Raw genomic sequence first — 18,723 nt, forward strand, 5'->3', positions numbered from 1 at the left:
GCCATGCCGGTGGCGGCTGCAATCGTCGCTAAGGCCATATAACACCAGGTCTTACCTTTTTTATACATCTTGTAGTGCTTACGTACTTCCATGTTAAAAACATTCAACCTTCCTTAGTTTTTTATTTATTAATTTCATTAAACTCTAGATGCAGTATAGCACCAATAAAAATATTAATCTTGGATTTTATCGAATGTTAGCCAAAAGTAATTAGTGAAATCTCACAGTAATAATTGTAAATTACTTCTGTAAATAGTTTTTTGCCTGTTTAATAATCGTTGCCTTTAAAGTATAAATACCTATAAAATAAACCAACGCTCCAATAATAACTTGAACACACAAGTTTACTAGATTCATGTGCATAATCTGACTTAATCGCAAGACCACAAAATACATTATTAACCCGCTAACAAAATATTTCCAAATGTTATTAAATAACTTTCTTCTTTTAATGGTTGTTCTTATTAACCATAACTGCATCGCTGTCACAGAAAACTCAGAAATAACTGTAGCAATGGCTGCACCATTTGATGAATATGGGAAAATTAAAATAAAGTTAGCAATCACATTAACGGCAGCTCCAACAGATACTGAAATAGTGAATTCATTAACCCTATTAACTGGCATTAAATACTGGGTACCAGTCACATTACTCCATGCAATCAGTACTATAACCGGTGCTTCCAAAAAGATAATTTGCCCAGTTTGCGAATATTTACTTCCAAGAAACCAGGGGGCAAACTTCGCTGAAACCGCCATAATTCCAAACATCATTGGAACAGCCAAAGAAGTAACAAAATCAAATGAATTATATAGACTCTCCCTTACCCCTTTAACATCACCATTTGCAAATTTGTTGGCAACATGCGGTAGCATTACCGTACCAGTTGCTGTGACAACTGCCAAAACTAATTTCACAATTTTATCAGCATAGTCAAACTGACCTAAAGCAGAAGGCTGCCCTATTTTACCGAGCATTACTCGGTTTACAAATAAATATATTTGGGTTGTAATTGTTGGAATAAACAAAAGTAATGATGGATAGAAGTGACTAAATGGGTGCCATTCTTTAGGGTTTACCCATTGAATACTATTTTTTAAATAGGGCCAAAGGGTTACGTTACCACCAACTTGGGCCAATCCTAAAAGTAAAATGTACTTCCACAAATCAGCCTCTGTTCGAACAAGCACAAAGATTAAAGCAATCGATACTAATTTAACAATTGTGTTCCGTGTAACAGTCTTTTTAAAGTCCTCCATACCCATAAAATACCAAGAGACATCTACACCTGCAGCTATAATCCAAAAAGTTTGTAATAAATAAAACTTTTGAAAGGTTGTACTGAAAAGAAAAACCGCAGTTAAGTATGCTATTAATGATAAAGCAATTGTTATTAATTGAAGAGATTCCACTCCCCAAAAAGTCCTAGACCTTTCATATTTGTTGTCACGATTATATGCAACTTCACGATTACCATATAAGGTAATTCCCATTTGTCCAATTAGATAAAATACCGTAACCCAAGCATTTGTATAGGAATTAATACCAGATTCATGCGGGCCCAAAACCCGCGCAACATATGGCGTTGTTAAGAGTGGCGCCAACATTAATAGAATCTGGTAACCAGCATTATACAAATAGTTCTTGATTACTTTCATAGTTAACTAATCGAACTCCTTCTCGACAGTTTTCAATGCAGCTGCAATAACTTGATCCATATTGTAGTAACGGTATTGACCTAACCGACCGCCAAAAATCACATTACCTGCTTTATTTTGGGCTAATTCGGTATACTTCTTGTACAAACCATTATTCTTTGAATTATTAACTGGGTAGTATGGTTCATCACCACGGTGCCAGTCTGCTGGATATTCACGAGTAATAATCGTCTTACCTTTATCACCCTTACCAAATTCAAAATGCTTATGCTCGATAATTCGAGTGAATGGCGTCTCGGCATCCGTATAATTGATAACCGCATTTCCTTGGTAATTATCCTCATTTATTTCTTCGGTTTCAAAATGAAGGCTCCGGTATTCTAATTCTCCTAATTGATAATTAAAGAATTGATCAATCATTCCGGTAAAGACAATCTTTGGATAGTTTTTCAGGTATTCATCCTTCTGATCGAAGAAGTCCACCCCAGTTTCAACATCAATTAATTCATTATCTAACATTTTCGCAACAACTTGGGTATAACCACCAATTGGAATTCCTTGGTAATCATCATTGAAGTAATTGTTATCATAGGTAAGGCGAACCGGAAGACGTCGAATAATAAATGCTGGCAGTTCAGTAGCTTTCCGTCCCCACTGTTTTTCCGTATAGCCCTTAATGAGCTTTTCATAAATGTCACGGCCAATCAAAGAGATTGCTTGTTCTTCAAGATTTTGTGGGTCTTTTTCTGACATTTCTTGGCGTTGTTCATTAATTTTTGCCATGGCTTCTTTTGGCGTCCGTACACCCCACATCTTATTAAAAGTGTTCATATTAAATGGCAGATTGTACATCTCACCTTTGTAGTTAGCCACTGGCGTATTCGTATAACGGTTAAAATCAGCAAACTGATTAACGTAATCCCATACTTTTTTGTTTGACGTATGGAAAATATGGGCACCATATTGGTGAACCTGAATGCCATCGATTTCTTTGGTATAGATATTACCAGCAATGTGATCACGTTTCTCAATCACTTTAACACGCTTGCCACGCTGGGCAGCTTCATATGCAAACGTGGCACCAAATAATCCGGCACCAACTACTAAATAATCATATTTTTCCAAAATTTTTCTCCTTATTTAGGCAGTACTATTATTTGATTTTAACAAAAATAATTTAGATAAAAAAGAATATATCTTTTTGATATACTCTAGCATCTGTCAAGTTTATCTATTAACCCTTTAGATATGGGCATCGAGATTTTTCGACCCCACCAGTATTGTCCTCTTTTAATCGCTTGATAATCATTAACATCCAGAATTGCAGGATAGCTACCATTTTTTTCTGTCCAGTTAATATATCGGTGGATATTTTTATCAATCCGTTCTTTAAAAGATGAATTGCAAAGAATTGTTTGCAACCACATTTCATCAGAACAAAAGCTAGTTTCAAATATTTTTTTTAGATTAGTATCACTATCAAAGATTTTAATTGCATAGGTTAAAGCATCACGTGGAATATCAACCCATTCCTCTCCTGCATAAATATTACTACTCTCCATATGATACCTTTTAAACTTATCGATTCCAATAACTCTCTGAGTATTTAAAATTATACGATGGTAAATCTTACCAAATAAAGATCTTCTATTCACTTGATTATAATTAAAATAATACTTAACCCACCAAATTAACCTTTCCCCGGCCTTAACCTTATCATCAGCTTTGAAATAGTTCATATATATTTTATTATCATCATTAAAATCATTAAAAATCTTTCTAGGGTCCTTCATCGGCCAGTCTTGACCAGATATAAGATGAAAATAAGTATTTTGTTTATTTTTAAGCGCTTTTTTCATTAAAAAAACAGTAGATAGAACAATGTTATAACTTCCCCATTTTACATTATATTTTGAAAAGTAATTAACATGCATACTATCTAATTCGTTTAATAGGCTGGGATTTATGGACGCCTTTTTATCAATGTGCAAATACACATTAAAGTAAGGTGTTAGTTTTTTAGATAATTCAACAACTTGCTTGAGATTTTTATGAGCCAAAATAAGAACCGCTTGCATTTTTATCTCCTAATGTAATTCTTCTTGTATGCTATTAACTGCTTTTTGGGTATAATAACCCATTCTAAGTTTTTTTGAAATCTCTAAAGCATTACGTTTATAACGCTTATAATCGTTCTCTTCCATCTTTGCAATTGCTTCGTCCATTTCCCCTAGGCTTTCAACAGCAATTCCAAGGTTATTATTAACAATAAAATTTGCTAATGCAGCTTTTTTCCAGATAACCACCGGAATTCCACAACTCAAATATAGTGATACCTTATGTGGATTATTATATTTCATATAATTACCAAATTTACCATCACAAGTTATTATACTTGTTCCATCCCAAACCAGCCCAAAATCTTGTGTTAAATAGTTAGGTAAATCATTGGGGGAATATTGTCCCTCATACTTAACACCATTTTTATAATTATCCGCAGCATTAGGTCCATAAACAGTTAGCGAGATGTTTTTTAGTGCTAATTTGTCTAAAAATTTAGCTTTACTTAAATTTCCGGCAAAACAAACCGACTTGGTAAATGAAAAATCTAATTTAGGCTGAAATGTACTTAAATAATCAAAAATTTCTAGTGATATCATTGGAACATTAACCCCATTATCCAATAACCATTTTTTCATCTGATCATTATGTACGATTAAACCATCGGCTTGATTTAGAAGTTGTTTTTCTGAATACCAGTAATCCTTATTATTCACAAATATTCTGAGTGATTCAATGTCATGAATAATAAAGATTAATTTTGCACAATGCTGTTTAAGTTTTTTAATAAGTTTTTTCATCAAAAAACTTGAATAAGTTGGATACTGAAAATATAACTCATCAACAAATTGATTTTTAGGAAACATTCGCGGAATCGTAAATAAGTAAGCGCTTAATTTAGAAATCTTTGAATGAATATTAATTTGTTGCGAAACTATTTTAAATTTCCTATTTTTTAAAATTTGTTCAATATCTTCTTTGGCCTTTGGTCCAGCATTATTTGCACCATCATATTCTTCAACTGTAAATAACATTTTTGTCATCGCGGATTTTCCCTTCCAAATTTTAAACAACACTATCATACTACGTTTAATAATACCAATTCTTATTATTGACATTTTTTAACAATAATGAGCCAGTATAAATTTATACTGACTCACTATTTTAAATCAATTATTAAATTAATTTAGTCCAAGTAGTAATTGAGAACGACACTACCATTCCAAAAAGAAATCCAACTGCTAACCCAAGGGCTGCATACTTCTTACGCGAAGGAGATGTAATAGATTCGGCATCCTGTTTACTACTATTTGATACAGACTTCAATGATCCAGATGGTATTTTGTTAGGAACCTCTTTTTCTGCAGCTTTGGCAAGTGCATTGGTTAACTTAGCTGACGTTCTAGCAGAAGGAGACTTAGCAGAGATCTTTATCATTGTTGTTTCTGGTATCACACGCACACTAGTCATTGATGCAATATCTTTATCGTTATACTTTTTTTTAAGGTTTTTAGGAAGATATGATTTTGCTTTTTTGGTAACATCATTACTTTCAATAACTTTGGCATAAGTTTTGGTTAAACTCATATCAGATTGAAGTTCTTCATTAGCAGACTCTCCAGTATAACTATGGTTAATAATTAAGTTTTGCGTAGTTTCATACACGGTGCTTTGCTTATGTTGGGCATATAAATACCCTAAAATCCCAAAAATCACTGAAAAAACTAAAATTACCAAACAATTTTTAATAACGATTTTGTAGACATCTTTTAATTTAAATTTATTAGCCATTCGTACGGCTCCTTTTTTATTACATAATTATCAATTGAGAATAAAGATAATAGGAATGGATTGTATATAAGCTGTATTACATGCGGTTCAAACATTAAACTTAACGAGATTATTAAAATGATAGCTGACAGAACATAAGTCCTCTGAATAGTTGATTTCAATGCAATTGCAGTTAAACAAAGAATTATTATTATGAAAGATATAGTGCCCCATAGTAATAACATACGTAAATATGACGAATCAATATAAAAGTAATTATGAGAGATTGAACCAACCTCGCTTGCATACTTATGCCCCTTCACACCAGCATATGAGTATTCAGTAATAGACCTTCCAAACAAGTTTGGCTTATAACGTTGAAAAGCATCATGACCTAATATCAATCTTCCCGAACTTAAATCATTTAGCTTTTTAAGGAAATAGTTCTGTTTATCATAAAAATAGGATCCAACAATTACTACCCAAGCTGTAACAGGAATAGCCATCCAAAAAAATGATCCTAAATATCTGGATAACGTTTTACCACGATACGCTCGTTGGGCAATAATCATTATCGGTATTATCAAAACAGTGGCTAGAAAGTCTAATCTAGTATTTGTCAACTTCATACCAACGCAACCAATAATAAAAATGCCAAGATAATCCCATAAATTCAAACGATTAAACCTTACATAACAATACGCTAAAGCCATAAAAAGAAAAAATGCCGCTATATTAGATGGAAAAACCATTCCCAAAGCATATCTAGTTGGTCGATGATCCGAATAATATATCAAATTAGGAATAATTTTTAATAGAGATATTCCCATTATAGATAACATGAAAACAGTATTAAAATACAAATACCATTTAACAATATCTTTAAAATATATGTTTTTTGCTCCAAAAATTAGTGGAAATAGGAAAAGATAATCACTAATATGAGCAGTTCGCCAAGTTATTATGCTTGCTAGCATAATAAGAATAATTGCTATTAGCTCTCTTTTTCTCCATCTATCAATAACAAATATCTTATATAGTAATAATGGAATAGAAAGATAAGATATGAGCCTCAAGAAATGAGAATTAGCATCCGTGCTAAAAGTTGTTTGTATTAAAAAAGTTGGAAAAAAATAAATAGTAAATGCTAAGAAGTATATTTTAATCCCAGAAATAGGAGAATTATGCATACTCATTTTAGGATTTTGCATTGTGCTCACAAGCGTACGTCTTCCTTTCATAGTATTAATATTTACTCAAACTAAGCATGACCTATTATCTTACGTTTTAAGAAATTACCACCTTTAATCAGCCAATTCGTATGCTCCATAAATACATACTTTACCTCTTTTGTTGAATATTTTTGATTCTTATCAAGCCATACATCTAGCAATAATTCACTTAGAAATCCATAAACTCTTTTTTCATATTGACTATAATGTGAAATATCAGTTTGCTTTTCAACCTTATTCAAAACCTCAAACATCCAAGAACAATACTCATCTAATGGTTGTTTCTTCATTATGAACATATTAAACATATGCGCCCAAGTTCTTTTCATTACTCTATCCCAAGATTTAGAATATGCAGGGTAATCTGTTTTAATTATGGATTTCATCACATAAAAAGGCTCCCGCTCATGAGCATGTAAATAGTGTGACTCATTAGTTTCAATATAGTAACGACGTTTTTGAGGAAGAATAATATCATAGTTGTTTAGCAGGCCCTGAACCTGTTTGGTTGACAAAACATCTTCCAAACTTTTTTTATGGTTTAAGCTTAAATAACGACGATAATGTACAAGTCCCATTGCATCTAAGTTTAGATTTTTCCATCCCCAATAAATAGCAGTTAGTTCGTTATATGTAGCGTTTTTTTCAGAAATATTAATACCTTCATTATCCCCTTGAAAAGAATGATTAACATCTGGATGGAGAGCCTTTCCAACAAAGACTGGTAAATAAATATCATCCTTAGGCATCTTATAATTTTTATGAGCTGCTACTAAAATTTTTGCCTTCACAATCAATCTCCTCTTCTATTTCTATACCATCGTTTTAATAATAAAAGTTTTTCCGTGAGCGGTGCCGAAAATTTATACATTAGTAAAATCACTTTATGAGATAAGTCTAAATTTTGAGGTACTATCGTTCTCTTTAAGATATCGTACGCACGTTTGTGATAGTGAATATTATAGTTACTATCACAATACGTACAGTATCTGAGAGCAAACTTAATTAATTCGTTAATATTATCATTATATATGTTTAAATAATTATTTTTTAAAAAATCTGATAGTCCTAGAATAGCGCCAAATTGATCCGAAATGTTTTTCGAATCCATTTTGCTTACGATACTACTATCTGATGCAACATAATTGTAGTTTGCTTTCGCACAATATGAAATTGAATTAGTATTTTCCACTAGGCGATATGTGGTACTTAAATCTTCGTAGTTTTTGCCAACAGGATAATTAACAGTATTGAATAAACTTTTTTTATATAACTTATTCCAAGCATAGCTATCCGTATATAAATTACTAAAAACTTCATCTTTAGAAAGCTTTCGATCTTTTTGACCATATGTAAGTAATTTACTTATTTTTTCATTTTCAATTCTGGTATATCCAAAAAAAACCATGTCTGAATCGTAGTGGTTCATATTGTAAATGGCATCTTTACAAAAGTTCTCTCCTACGTAATCATCACTATCAACAAACATTAATAAATCTGCAGTGGCATTTTCAATACCTGTATTTCTTGCCTTTGATAAGCCTTGGTTTTTTTGCGATATGAGTTTTATCCTACCGTCCATTTCAAAATATTTTTTGCAGATATACAGAGAATTGTCGGTAGAACCATCATTAACAAGTATGATCTCAATGTTAGTAAAGGTTTGTTCAAGTAAACTATTAATACATTTTTCAAGTCTGTCCTGAACATTATAAACGGGAACAATAATACTAATCTCAGGATTATTCATAATTAATATGCTCCATTTGGTCTAATCATAATCTCTACAGTTTTGAACATTATCTTTAGATCAAGCCAAACTGAACGATGCTGAATATATTCAAGGTCTAGCTGAACCATTGTATCAAAATCAACATCATTTCTGCCACCAACTTGCCACAACCCAGTAGCTCCCGGGGTAACCATTAGACGTTGCTTATCATATTCTGTATATTCAGCCACCTCACTTGGTAATGGAGGCCTAGGTCCTACGAGACTCATATCTCCTTTTATTACATTAAATAACTGCGGCAATTCATCTAAACTATATTTACGAATAAAATGTCCAATCTTAGTAATGCGCGGATCATTTTTCATCTTAAACATCGCACCATCAACATCATTTTGATCACGTAATTTTACCAACAATTCATCAGCATTTGATACCATAGACCGAAACTTTATCATTTTAAAAATTTTACCATCTTTTCCTACCCTATTTTGAGTATAGAAAACACGGCCCTGTGAATCATCAATCTTAATGCAGATAGCCAATATTAATAAAAGTGGACTAAGAACAACAACTGCAATACTAGATGCAATAATTCCAAATAGTCGCTTGATAATCCGGTATCCATACTGATGATTCAACTTATTTTCATCAATATAAATCTTTTCTTTTTCCATAATTTATTATATCTCTTTAATGTAATTAACAATTAATATCTATCCTATAATACCAGCAAATCTACAATTGAAAAAGCCCTTTTGATTTAATTTAAATGTTCTGTAATCCAATGGTCAATTTCATCAAGATCAAAGCCTTTCCGGTACAATGCTTGTTTGAGCTTCATTTGACGTTCATATCCTTGGTATTTTTGATAGCGACGTATTAATTTTTGGGCTTGACGATCCAGCAATTCATTTTGCTGCTCTTCATCCGCCTCCGGTTCCACCGCTTCTTTAATTTGATTAAAAAAGTCTGGCCGATAGCCATTCGTCATCAGTCCCTGACGAACTTTCTCTTCTTGCCGTCGGATCGGCTGTCGCCGATAGCGTTTATATAATTTTTGGGCCAGCTTCGCTGCATTTCCAAGCTGCTTCTCATCCGTGAACTGCTCCAAAGCAGCATCGATCTCTAATTCTCCAACACCCTTTAACCGCAGCTTCTGGCGAATTACATTGGGCCCCTTCAGTTCAGTCCGCATCACCGTCCGTACATAACTCATCGCATAGTTGTGGTCATCCACCAGTCGTTCTCCACGCAATTTTTGCAGAATCGGCTCAACATACTCATCCGGGGTTTCGATTTCCCTTAGTTTCTGAATGACTTCTTTTTCCGTTCGCAACTGATGGGAAAGATAATCCAACATCCGCCCGTACGCTTTGGCAATCTCATCATCAGTCGTGATCTGTGCGATTTGTGACTGTTCTAACTCCATTCCCTTCATCAAGCGATACTTAATTAAGACACTCTCCGCCACGGGAAACGCATATTGACCATCGAGGTAGACATTGTAACGTCCCTTCCGCTTTTGAGCTTCGATTTTCGTAATTTTTTGCATTTTTTAAATTTCTCCGTGTACTTTTTATCTGATCAACCGTTATTAAGAAGTGTAAGTCGTGATCACCCTTACTAAAATATCAATTAGGAGTTTTTATCATGAAACATCAATTTAAGGCGAACAAGTTGCAAATTAAAGTTACCAGTGAACGGCATCCTGACGGGATGATGCGGACATTTAATAATATCTGCCCCAACCCATCTGATGAGCAAATTACTGGCTTCTTGGAAGGCATCACCCTGCTAACTGGTGAAACTATTCAAACCATTACGCTCACTAACGCTGAAACACTTGCTAACAACTAAGGAGGACAACAACTATGAAAACATTAAGTTTATCTTTTAAGGGTAGTTTGAGTAAGGGTCATGTTTTAAAGTTAAACTACGCAAATGATCAACTGGATGAACAAACTGTCCGTCAGGCCATGGACAAAATTGTGCAAAGTCAGCTTTTCCAAAAAGATGATGATCTACTCTACCTAAAGGTGGTCGGTGCTAAGTACACCACGACCACTGATGAAGTCATTTTCTCCACTGCACAGGCCTAAACCAAAAGTCGGGATCCAACGAATCCCGGCTTTTTATTTACGTAAATTTTGCTGTTGACGCGGATTACGAATCCATTCCATCAGACGACGGCGTTCCTCAATCTCCCCTTCATGTTCCTCCTGTAAGGTCGCATTGATCGTCGCCCCGATCATTACCAACATTCCGGAAAAATCCAGCCAAATCATCATCGCGATAAAGGCCCCAATCGTTTTATAAGACGTGACCCGATGGTTCAGTAATTGGGCATATAGGGAGAAGACCCGTGAAAGTCCCATCCATAATAGTGCCACAATCACTGCCCCTACCAAAACATAGCGAAGCCGAACTCGGGCATTAGGAACAAAATAATATAGCAGGGTTAACGCAATAAATAAGCTGAAGAACGTTACTGGCCATTTTAACTGGGCAAACGTCCGAATATACGACGTATTAAAATGGAAGATTGGTTGTAGATTCTGTAACAGGTCTTCACCAATCCCATAGGTCAAAGCCATTAAAAAGAGGATCAAAATTACCACTAACATCCAAATAAAGGACACCGTCCGGTTAATAATTGGGTTTTGGTTCTCCGCTACCCCGTACGCGTGGTTAACGCTCCGTTGGAAGGCTGCGATTCCTTGACTGGTCGACCATAAGGCAATAATCGCCCCGGTCGTTAGGATTCCACCGCTCCCATGGCGCAAAAAATCATATACAATCGGTTTTATAAATGCGAACACGGACTCGGGGACCGCACTTTGCAGATAACCCAACACCGTATTAGCATCCATCCCAATCATCGGCAGTAGGTTCCCTACTACCAAGATTGCTGGGAATATGGACAAGAGCGAATAGTACGCTAAAACAGCGGCCGAGGAGGATACCTGCGCCATCTGAAAGTGGTGGAAGAAGACCGCCAGAAATTGTTTAAATTTGCCTTGTTCCTGCTCCATATTTGTCCCTTCATAAAGTTAAAGATGCGTTCATTTTATCATGAACGCATCTTTTTTTAAATTTGATCTTTTATCTATTCTTATAATTTATCATTGCATAAAAATAACCACTGCAATTAAGGATTATACAAGCAATCCGATTTAAGCTCTTAAAAGATGTTTCAAAGAAGACTTCTATACAACATTTTAAATTAATTCCTATTTCAAAAAGTTATTTCCTAAATAATGGTGTCCTGCGGTCATGTCATATTGCACTAGCAAATAATCATGCCATAATTCTTTTTGCGCCTTAGTAAAGTGTTCCTTTGATACAACTTTACCCTGCTCATTCGTAAATTGTGGTGCCGAATGATAACCATTTGTATCTGCATTATTCGTCTTAAGCGATACCGCCGGTAAATCTTGGTAAACTCTCGTCAACAAAGCGATATATGGTGTAACCTTTGAATTCGTCTGTTCGGCCAACATCGCAATGAAATCGTTTGGTGAAACAATCTTGGCATGGCTAATAAATTGCTTAGCTCCGCGTTGGCGAGCTGCTAGATTAGAATAGATAAAGTAATCAGTCTCATGTAATTTTAATCCATCACGATTCATATCATTTTTATAAATTCCCGGCAAATGGTCACCATAGAAAATTACAGTAATTGGTCGTTGCTCACGATTAATTTGTTTAATAAATTGTTTTACCGCTTGGTCAGTGTAATGAACTCCCATGGCGTATTGAGCAACCGTATCACTATCAGTTTCAGAGCCATGAATCGTTGCTTGATATTTCTTTGCACCATCATAAAAGTGCTCGGTATAAGGAAAGTGATTTTGCATTGTGACAATACTGATAAACTGAGAGCTTTGATGCCGTTTTAATTGCTCTTCCACATTCTCGTATGAAGTCTCATCTGATAAATATGGGCTTCTGTCAATCTTCTTTTGATGGCGAATCTTATAACGACTCCCTAAGTACATAAAGCGGTCAAAACCAAATTTTCGATAAACTGTTGGTCGACTATAAAAAGAACCCACATATGGATGAATGGCTGTCGAGTCCTTAAACAACCGATTAATTGACCAAGCTTGCTTGGCAAATGGGACTAACTGCGTAAAAGGTGTTGCTAATGTTGGTGTGAAGTTGGCTAATGTTAACCCAGTTAGTGACATATATTCCATATTTGCTGTTCCACCACCATAACCAGAACTGACCATTAAACCACTAGTGGTTTGTTTTTTTAATGAAGTGATGTATGGCATTGGGTTATGTTTCAAGTGCACGCCAGGAACCCGATTAGGATTGGCGAAACTTTCGCTTAAATTTAAAATAATGGTTTGTTTTGATAAATTATTTTGGCGGCTTTGATTAATGTGTTGAGCTGTTAATCGATACTTTTTAGCGATATTCTGCATCGTTTTCTTGGAATATCCCGCTGGTTTATCCATGACCTTCACATCAATATTACTCATAAATTGCACTAAAGGACCATTCACTCGCGCACCGCTTAATTGATTAAACGGATATGATTCAAAGCCCATCCCTTGAACAAACGTCTGAATTGGTGAACCCTGATGATTCCAAAAAATGGCACTACTATACGCCAGAAGCGCTAGGATCACGTAAACTATTCGTGCTTTTGCAGATAATTTTGCAAATTGCACATTTTTGTTCAGCCACCAAATAACAAAACCAATCAGAACGATCACTACTAATGCACCAAATAGTAACCAGGGATTTACCATTTTTAAAATACTGCCATAAGCCTGATACATCATCATTTCCGATGGCATAATCGGTTCATTTCTTGCGCCAATTTTGATTCGATTAGCAATTACCCAAATTACATTAATCGTTGTGGTAATTCCGATTCCCCACCAAAAACTATTTGTTAAAGATTGGCAGAACTTAAACATCAGCCAAATTAACAAGGTCGTTAAAATAATTACCGACTGTTTATTACAGAAAGTATAAATAAATGTATTGTAGGTGTAATTAACGTTGGGAGTTAATTTCAGACTATTATCCATCGCCAATAAAGAAACTAAAGACAATAAATATAAAAAGCCAACGGCAAGATACTCATGACCAAATCGTTTCCAGTGATTAGCTAATAATTGTTTAACATCACTAAAGTTGTTTAGATTATCAATCTGTAAACGACACTGTAAGTACACACTTGATTTAGCAACCAGCCTTAAAAATCGTAAACAACAATAACTTATTGGCAATAAAATTACCGAGCACATTAGAATCACAGTATAGCGAATCATACTCTGATTGAAATGTCCCATAATTGAGGAAATAAACAAGTTCATCAATGTTGGGTAGGTAGCTAAAGCAACCGCAACCGCAGCTAAATCTGCCATCTGTGATGTGAACCGATACCTCATTAAATAATAAAATCCTAATGCGATAATCACTGTCAGCACATTTGTTGGATTTGCAAAGCGCATCGCGGTCGAAAAATCGTTATGAATTGAAACAGAGATTTTGGGCATTACTGCCGCCAAAACTAAATCAAGAAGCAGTACCCCCCCTATAGCAATTTTTAATTTTCTTTGGGTAATTGGCAATTGAAACTCACTAAATAATGCTCCCATCGACACAAAAATTAACGTCAACCCCAAATTGTAAGCACCATTGAATCCCCATAAATTAGCATTGAAAAGGGTCGTAGAAAATAATCCACCTAATAAAATTAGTCCAATTTTGATCTGGCTCCGTTTTTTCAAGAGCTTAAAATATGGTACAAGATTCCTTGATAGAATGATTCCCATCACCACAGGAATAACATTCCTTGAGAGTGGAAAAAGACTATTAACTAAGTCAGGAAATTGAAATTCGTTTTTCCATAATAGTTGAATTATCAATTCTCCGATTCCCAGGATTATCACTAACAGCCAACTATTAAGTAAGATTTTAATGGACACCCTTTGTTGAATAAACGAGCGCCCTAATCTGAGCAACACAGTGATCATTCCAACATTCAAAATGACATGAATTACCTGAATCAACATCATCTTGCCATCGTTCATCGCATAGTTAACCAGTGGAAGCTGAGTATTCCATAACCATGAATTTAAAATCAGCAATATTAGTTCACAATAATAAATTGGTAAAAGTTTTCTTCTCTTCATTGAAATTCTCCAAAATAAAAACCTCCACGTTCGGTAATTACCTCAAGGTAACTCCTTTGGTGTGGAGGTATGATCTAAAAATAATATACCATTCTCTTACTGCTGACGCAACTAAGAATAAGCTCTTTATGCCCGCTTCTTACAACCAAGTCCAAGTAGGCTCATCAACGTTACTAAACCAAGTGCGATCATTGCTTCACCGTGATCAGTTCCCGTTTGTGGTAATTGCTTAGTCTTGGTAGCTTGCTGACGGGCAGTCGTCGTATTAGCACTCGTTAATAACTGTTCATGGTTGACCGGCGTCTGGGGTTGATCATGGCCACCAGGCAATGGTTGATGACCAGGTTGCCCAGGCTTTGGTTGCTCTGGTGTTGGCTTGTCTGGTGTTGCTGGATGGTTCTTAGTGTAAACCACTTTTGCCACAATATCAGCATTCGTTGGTGTGACTGCCTGGCTAGCAATTTCACTTTGGCTTGGCATATAACCCGCAATTGCCGGGCTAGTTACCACAGCAAAGGTGTAATTGCCACCATGCGACCATGTGCCATCCGTTGTCACGCCCGTTACTAAGTCCGTCGTGTTGGTCCGCGTGAACGTCACGGCCTGAGTATGGTCAGGGGCTGCTGTTTGACCATCAGCAAACACGTAGTGAATGCTCTGTTTAACGGTCTTGATTTCCGTTGACTTCTTCGTAGCATGAGTAAAGTGGACATAATAAGTTGGTACTTGTGTCTGACCATCTATAGTAACCATTAACAATTCAAACGGGTAGTTTTCACCATTTTCACCAATCGTCACTTTGTTAGCAAAAACATAGTGGCGAGCTTTCAAATCATTAATTAACTGCTTAATGGTACTATCCAGTTTCTGATCATCACTGTCGGCATTCGCCTTTGGAATGGCTTGCTTAGTCACATCATCGTAACCGAGTACTCGAACCTTTTGGGGTGCCTTGGTTAATTGAAGCTTGGCGTTGGCCAACTCAACCGGTGATAGCTGAGCTTCATTAGCGATTGTGTAGCCATTGTATGCTGAATGATTCTTCAAAAAGGCAGCCGCTTGATCTTGGATCTGTTTCAAAACAATTGCATGCGCATCAGCCGAACCGTTTGATTGATAAAAGGTCGGCGCATCGTCCGTACCAACCGTTTGTTGCTGATCTTGATACGTTAATTGGTTAGGAATCTGCCGATCCTTTAAGCCAAGTAAAGTAGCGTTATTAGTAATCACAACCAGGTGACTGCTGTGCGGTTGATGAGCTGAATTAAAGTCTGCAACGTTAAATGTGGTTGGCACATTCTTTAAATTATTCGCAATAATTACTTGCGGAACTTGATTATTAGCGAACATCTTGGCCACCCCTTGGAGCGGCTCCGTAGTGTGTACAGCCTTCCCAAAGTCCCAATTTGAAATATTAATTGATGGTAACTGGGATTGCCCAAACATTGATGAAAAGTTCGTAACATTGGCCACGTTCCAATTACTCAAGTCTCCCAAATTAGTCAACTGGCTATTGTAGAACATGTTGGCCATCGTGGTGACGCTAGCGACATTCCACTTGCTGAGGTCCAGATTGGTCAGTGCACTAGCATCAAACATGGCATCCATTTTTGTCACTTTGGCAACATCCCAGTCAGCAAGCTTCCCAACATTCGTCATTTGAGAATTACTAAACATGGCGCCCATATCGGTAACCTTACCAACTTGCCACTGATCTAAATTTCCAATATCAGGCAACTGCGTTTGGGCAAACATAAACGTCAAATTAGTGGCCTTGGCAACGTTCCAGTGCGTCAAAGCACCAATCTTGTTCAATGCTGACTGGAAGAACATGTATGAAAAATCTCGGACCTGACTAACGTTCCAACTCGTCAAATCTAAATCTTGTAAAGCTGATCCTTCAAACATTCGTGACATGTCTTGCACGTTACCAACCTGCCAACGGGCTAAATTACCAATGGCAGTAATTGCAGAATGTAAAAACATTCCTGACATATCGGCAACCTGATTAACTTGCCAATTATTTAATAAACCTACAGACTGTAATTTAGTGTTAGCAAACATATCAGCCATATTAGTAACTTTGTCCACTTGCCAGTTAGTGAGGTTACCAACCGATGACATTGCCGTATGATCAAACATTTGGCTCATGTTCGTTACCTGACTAACGTTCCAGTTCGTCAGATCATCAACATTTTGCAAAGCATCATCACCATTAAACAGGTTCGACATATCAGTAACGTGACTCACATCCCAGTGATCTAACCCGGTAATCGTCTGTAACGCTTGATGCGGATACCCGCTAAACATGTCATGCATGTTCGTAATTTGACTTGTGTCTAAATTAGCTAAATCTAGTGTCGTTAGCTTATTCGGTGCTATCGTCCCATTTTCATAAACGTATTGCTTGCTAAAGGCACCACTCCAGTCACTGCCACTTGCAATGACTTTACCATCACCCGTGGTTGAAACGGCTAAGGTAGTTGGATTAGCCCCGAGCAACCGCGCAATGACGTCCTTAGTAATCTGTACGGTTTGACCATTAGTTAACTTCCCCGCCTGTTGGAAATCAACATTGTTAGGAATCACAATCTGCGTGGTATCACCGGTGTACCCAGTTAAATTAATCCCATTATCCGTGGACTCATATTGCCACTTCGTTAGATCAACGCTTTGGTTGGCACGGTTAGTCGCTGCCGGTGTCGCTGACTGCGTCTGTGGTTGAACCGTTGTCAATTGATCACGCAATGGCTGTTGGTTCGTTGAATGAGTCAACTTTGGTGCTGAAGTGGTTGCCGGACACAGGGTCACTTGATTAGCATCCTGAGTCTGATCTTGAGGTGTTGCTGACTGCTTAGTCGTTAACGGCGTCGTTTCCTGATCACCTTCAGTTTGCGTATCAGCATGGGCAACTTGGTGACTACCAGCCATGAACACAGTTGTCCCCAGCAAAACTGACGCGACCCCAATACTCAGCCGTCGTAATGCATACTTAGGTTCATTCTGACCACCATGTCGTTGAATCATTTCCCGATTATTTTTCGAAACCACGATTGCTCTCCTCGATTCATTATTACTACCAACTAAATACTATCATTCATTTTAACGCTCGCTTAATCCAACGGATCAGCGGACTTTGAGTTACGAAAAAGTTCCGCAAATAATTTTGCGGAACTTGTTTGATGTTTATTTTTCTTCAAATGGCTTGGCGACTCGCAAAGCAATCGCTGAGTAGTGTGCCAAGTCCTTCGCATATTCATCATCATACATGTACTTAGCATCCGCTTCTGGATCCTGGGAAGTTAAAATCTTCGGGCCATCATCGGTAATCACTAACGTGTGTTCGTATTGGCAAGACCAGCCACCATCGGCAGTCTTCGCCAACCAGCCATCTGGATCACTGGTATCGGCTTCCCAGGTACCAGTGTTGATCATCGGTTCAACCGTGATCGTCATGCCCTTCCGGAGACGAACCCCTTGGCCATGTTCACCATAGTGCGGCACCATTGGATCTTCATGCATGGTGGGCTGGATCCCGTGACCGACGAATTCGCGAACGTCACCATAGCCATTTTCGTCTTCAGTATAGTGCTGGATCACTGCGCCAATATCACCAATCCGGTTACCTGGTACACACTGATCAATCCCCATGTAGAGGGCCTTCTTAGTGACATCCATCAACTTCTTAATTTCTGGCTTCACTTGTCCCACAGCGTATGACCAGCAAGAATCAGAAAAGGCACCATCCACACTAACAACGGTATCAATCTTCACCAAGTCGCCATCTTTTAAAATGAGTTTTTTCCGCGGAAAACCGTGACAAATTTCATCATTGACACTGACACAGGTTGCGTACTTGTAACCTTCAAAACCAATTTGTTCGGCTTTGGCGCCGGCCGCTTTAAAATACTTCCGCGCAAACTCTTCAATAACCCAGGATGAAATTCCGGGACGTACAATCTTTTGCAAACCGATATGCATACCAGCAAGGGCGGCACCAGCAACTTCCATCGCCCGAATTTCTCGGGGTGACTTTAGACTAATCATATTTCAACTTACTTCCTTAATTATTAAAATCTCAGTATTTAGTATAGCACTATCCGCAACGAAC

At 36.9% G+C, this 18,723-nt stretch carries 17 protein-coding genes; 2 read left to right on the top strand and 15 right to left on the bottom strand.

Annotated elements, in window-relative coordinates:
- From Q0C76_RS08105 to recX, 11 genes are all read right to left on the bottom strand, one after another.
- A partial coding sequence (locus Q0C76_RS08105; protein WP_295731879.1) for a KxYKxGKxW signal peptide domain-containing protein occupies nucleotides 1-92 on the bottom strand: 92 nt, incomplete at its 3' end.
- A 148-nt stretch (nucleotides 93-240) separates the two neighbouring features.
- Entirely contained in the window at nucleotides 241-1,659 is a 1,419-nt protein-coding gene (locus Q0C76_RS08110; protein WP_295731799.1) for a flippase, read from the bottom strand.
- A 6-nt stretch (nucleotides 1,660-1,665) separates the two neighbouring features.
- Nucleotides 1,666-2,784: a UDP-galactopyranose mutase gene (gene glf, locus Q0C76_RS08115; protein WP_295731801.1), complete on the bottom strand. Its 1,119-nt coding sequence runs from the start codon at nucleotides 2,782-2,784 to the stop codon at nucleotides 1,666-1,668.
- 86 nt (nucleotides 2,785-2,870) lie between these two features.
- Nucleotides 2,871-3,737: a beta-1,6-N-acetylglucosaminyltransferase gene (locus tag Q0C76_RS08120; RefSeq protein ID WP_295731803.1), complete on the bottom strand. Its 867-nt coding sequence runs from the start codon at nucleotides 3,735-3,737 to the stop codon at nucleotides 2,871-2,873.
- Nucleotides 3,738-3,746: 9 nt separating this feature from the next.
- Nucleotides 3,747-4,763 (bottom strand): galactofuranosyltransferase, encoded by a 1,017-nt coding sequence (locus tag Q0C76_RS08125; RefSeq protein ID WP_295731805.1) that lies wholly within the window; start codon nucleotides 4,761-4,763, stop codon nucleotides 3,747-3,749.
- 133 nt (nucleotides 4,764-4,896) lie between these two features.
- Nucleotides 4,897-5,511 (bottom strand): YveK family protein, encoded by a 615-nt coding sequence (locus Q0C76_RS08130; protein WP_295731807.1) that lies wholly within the window; start codon nucleotides 5,509-5,511, stop codon nucleotides 4,897-4,899.
- Nucleotides 5,490-6,701, bottom strand: a complete 1,212-nt coding sequence (locus Q0C76_RS08135) for a polymerase (protein ID WP_295731881.1) — start codon at nucleotides 6,699-6,701, stop codon at nucleotides 5,490-5,492. The genes Q0C76_RS08130 and Q0C76_RS08135 overlap by 22 nt, the downstream gene beginning before the upstream one ends.
- A gap of 50 nt (nucleotides 6,702-6,751) precedes the next feature.
- Nucleotides 6,752-7,513, bottom strand: coding sequence for a DUF4422 domain-containing protein (locus tag Q0C76_RS08140; protein WP_295731809.1), 762 nt, complete (start codon nucleotides 7,511-7,513; stop codon nucleotides 6,752-6,754).
- Between the two features lie 2 nt (nucleotides 7,514-7,515).
- Nucleotides 7,516-8,472, bottom strand: coding sequence for a glycosyltransferase family 2 protein (locus tag Q0C76_RS08145; protein ID WP_295731811.1), 957 nt, complete (start codon nucleotides 8,470-8,472; stop codon nucleotides 7,516-7,518).
- 2 nt (nucleotides 8,473-8,474) lie between these two features.
- On the bottom strand, nucleotides 8,475-9,128 hold the full coding sequence (locus tag Q0C76_RS08150) for a sugar transferase (protein WP_295731813.1): 654 nt from the start codon (nucleotides 9,126-9,128) through the stop codon (nucleotides 8,475-8,477).
- 86 nt (nucleotides 9,129-9,214) lie between these two features.
- Nucleotides 9,215-10,006, bottom strand: coding sequence for a recombination regulator RecX (gene recX, locus Q0C76_RS08155; protein ID WP_295731815.1), 792 nt, complete (start codon nucleotides 10,004-10,006; stop codon nucleotides 9,215-9,217).
- 98 nt (nucleotides 10,007-10,104) lie between these two features.
- Between recX and Q0C76_RS08160 the strand changes: the two genes are divergently transcribed.
- On the top strand, nucleotides 10,105-10,311 hold the full coding sequence (locus Q0C76_RS08160; protein WP_295731817.1) for a hypothetical protein: 207 nt from the start codon (nucleotides 10,105-10,107) through the stop codon (nucleotides 10,309-10,311).
- Between the two features lie 14 nt (nucleotides 10,312-10,325).
- Entirely contained in the window at nucleotides 10,326-10,553 is a 228-nt protein-coding gene (locus tag Q0C76_RS08165; protein ID WP_295731819.1) for a DUF2922 domain-containing protein, read from the top strand.
- 33 nt (nucleotides 10,554-10,586) lie between these two features.
- Here Q0C76_RS08165 and Q0C76_RS08170 read toward each other — a convergent pair whose 3' ends face one another.
- The 4 genes from Q0C76_RS08170 to map form a co-directional block, all read right to left on the bottom strand.
- A complete protein-coding gene (locus Q0C76_RS08170) occupies nucleotides 10,587-11,486 on the bottom strand; it encodes a YihY/virulence factor BrkB family protein (RefSeq protein WP_295731821.1) in 900 nt (299 codons plus the stop codon).
- A gap of 198 nt (nucleotides 11,487-11,684) precedes the next feature.
- The gene (locus Q0C76_RS08175; RefSeq protein ID WP_295731824.1) at nucleotides 11,685-14,612 is read right to left on the bottom strand and encodes an LTA synthase family protein; all 2,928 of its coding nucleotides are present in this window, start codon (nucleotides 14,610-14,612) and stop codon (nucleotides 11,685-11,687) included.
- Nucleotides 14,613-14,738: 126 nt separating this feature from the next.
- Entirely contained in the window at nucleotides 14,739-17,663 is a 2,925-nt protein-coding gene (locus Q0C76_RS08180) for a BspA family leucine-rich repeat surface protein (protein WP_295731825.1), read from the bottom strand.
- 135 nt (nucleotides 17,664-17,798) lie between these two features.
- A complete protein-coding gene (gene map / locus Q0C76_RS08185) occupies nucleotides 17,799-18,659 on the bottom strand; it encodes a type I methionyl aminopeptidase (RefSeq protein ID WP_295731827.1) in 861 nt (286 codons plus the stop codon).
- Nucleotides 18,660-18,723 lie beyond the last annotated feature (64 nt).

The organism is uncultured Limosilactobacillus sp. (assembly GCF_934202705.1).
Taxonomy (GTDB): domain Bacteria; phylum Bacillota; class Bacilli; order Lactobacillales; family Lactobacillaceae; genus Limosilactobacillus.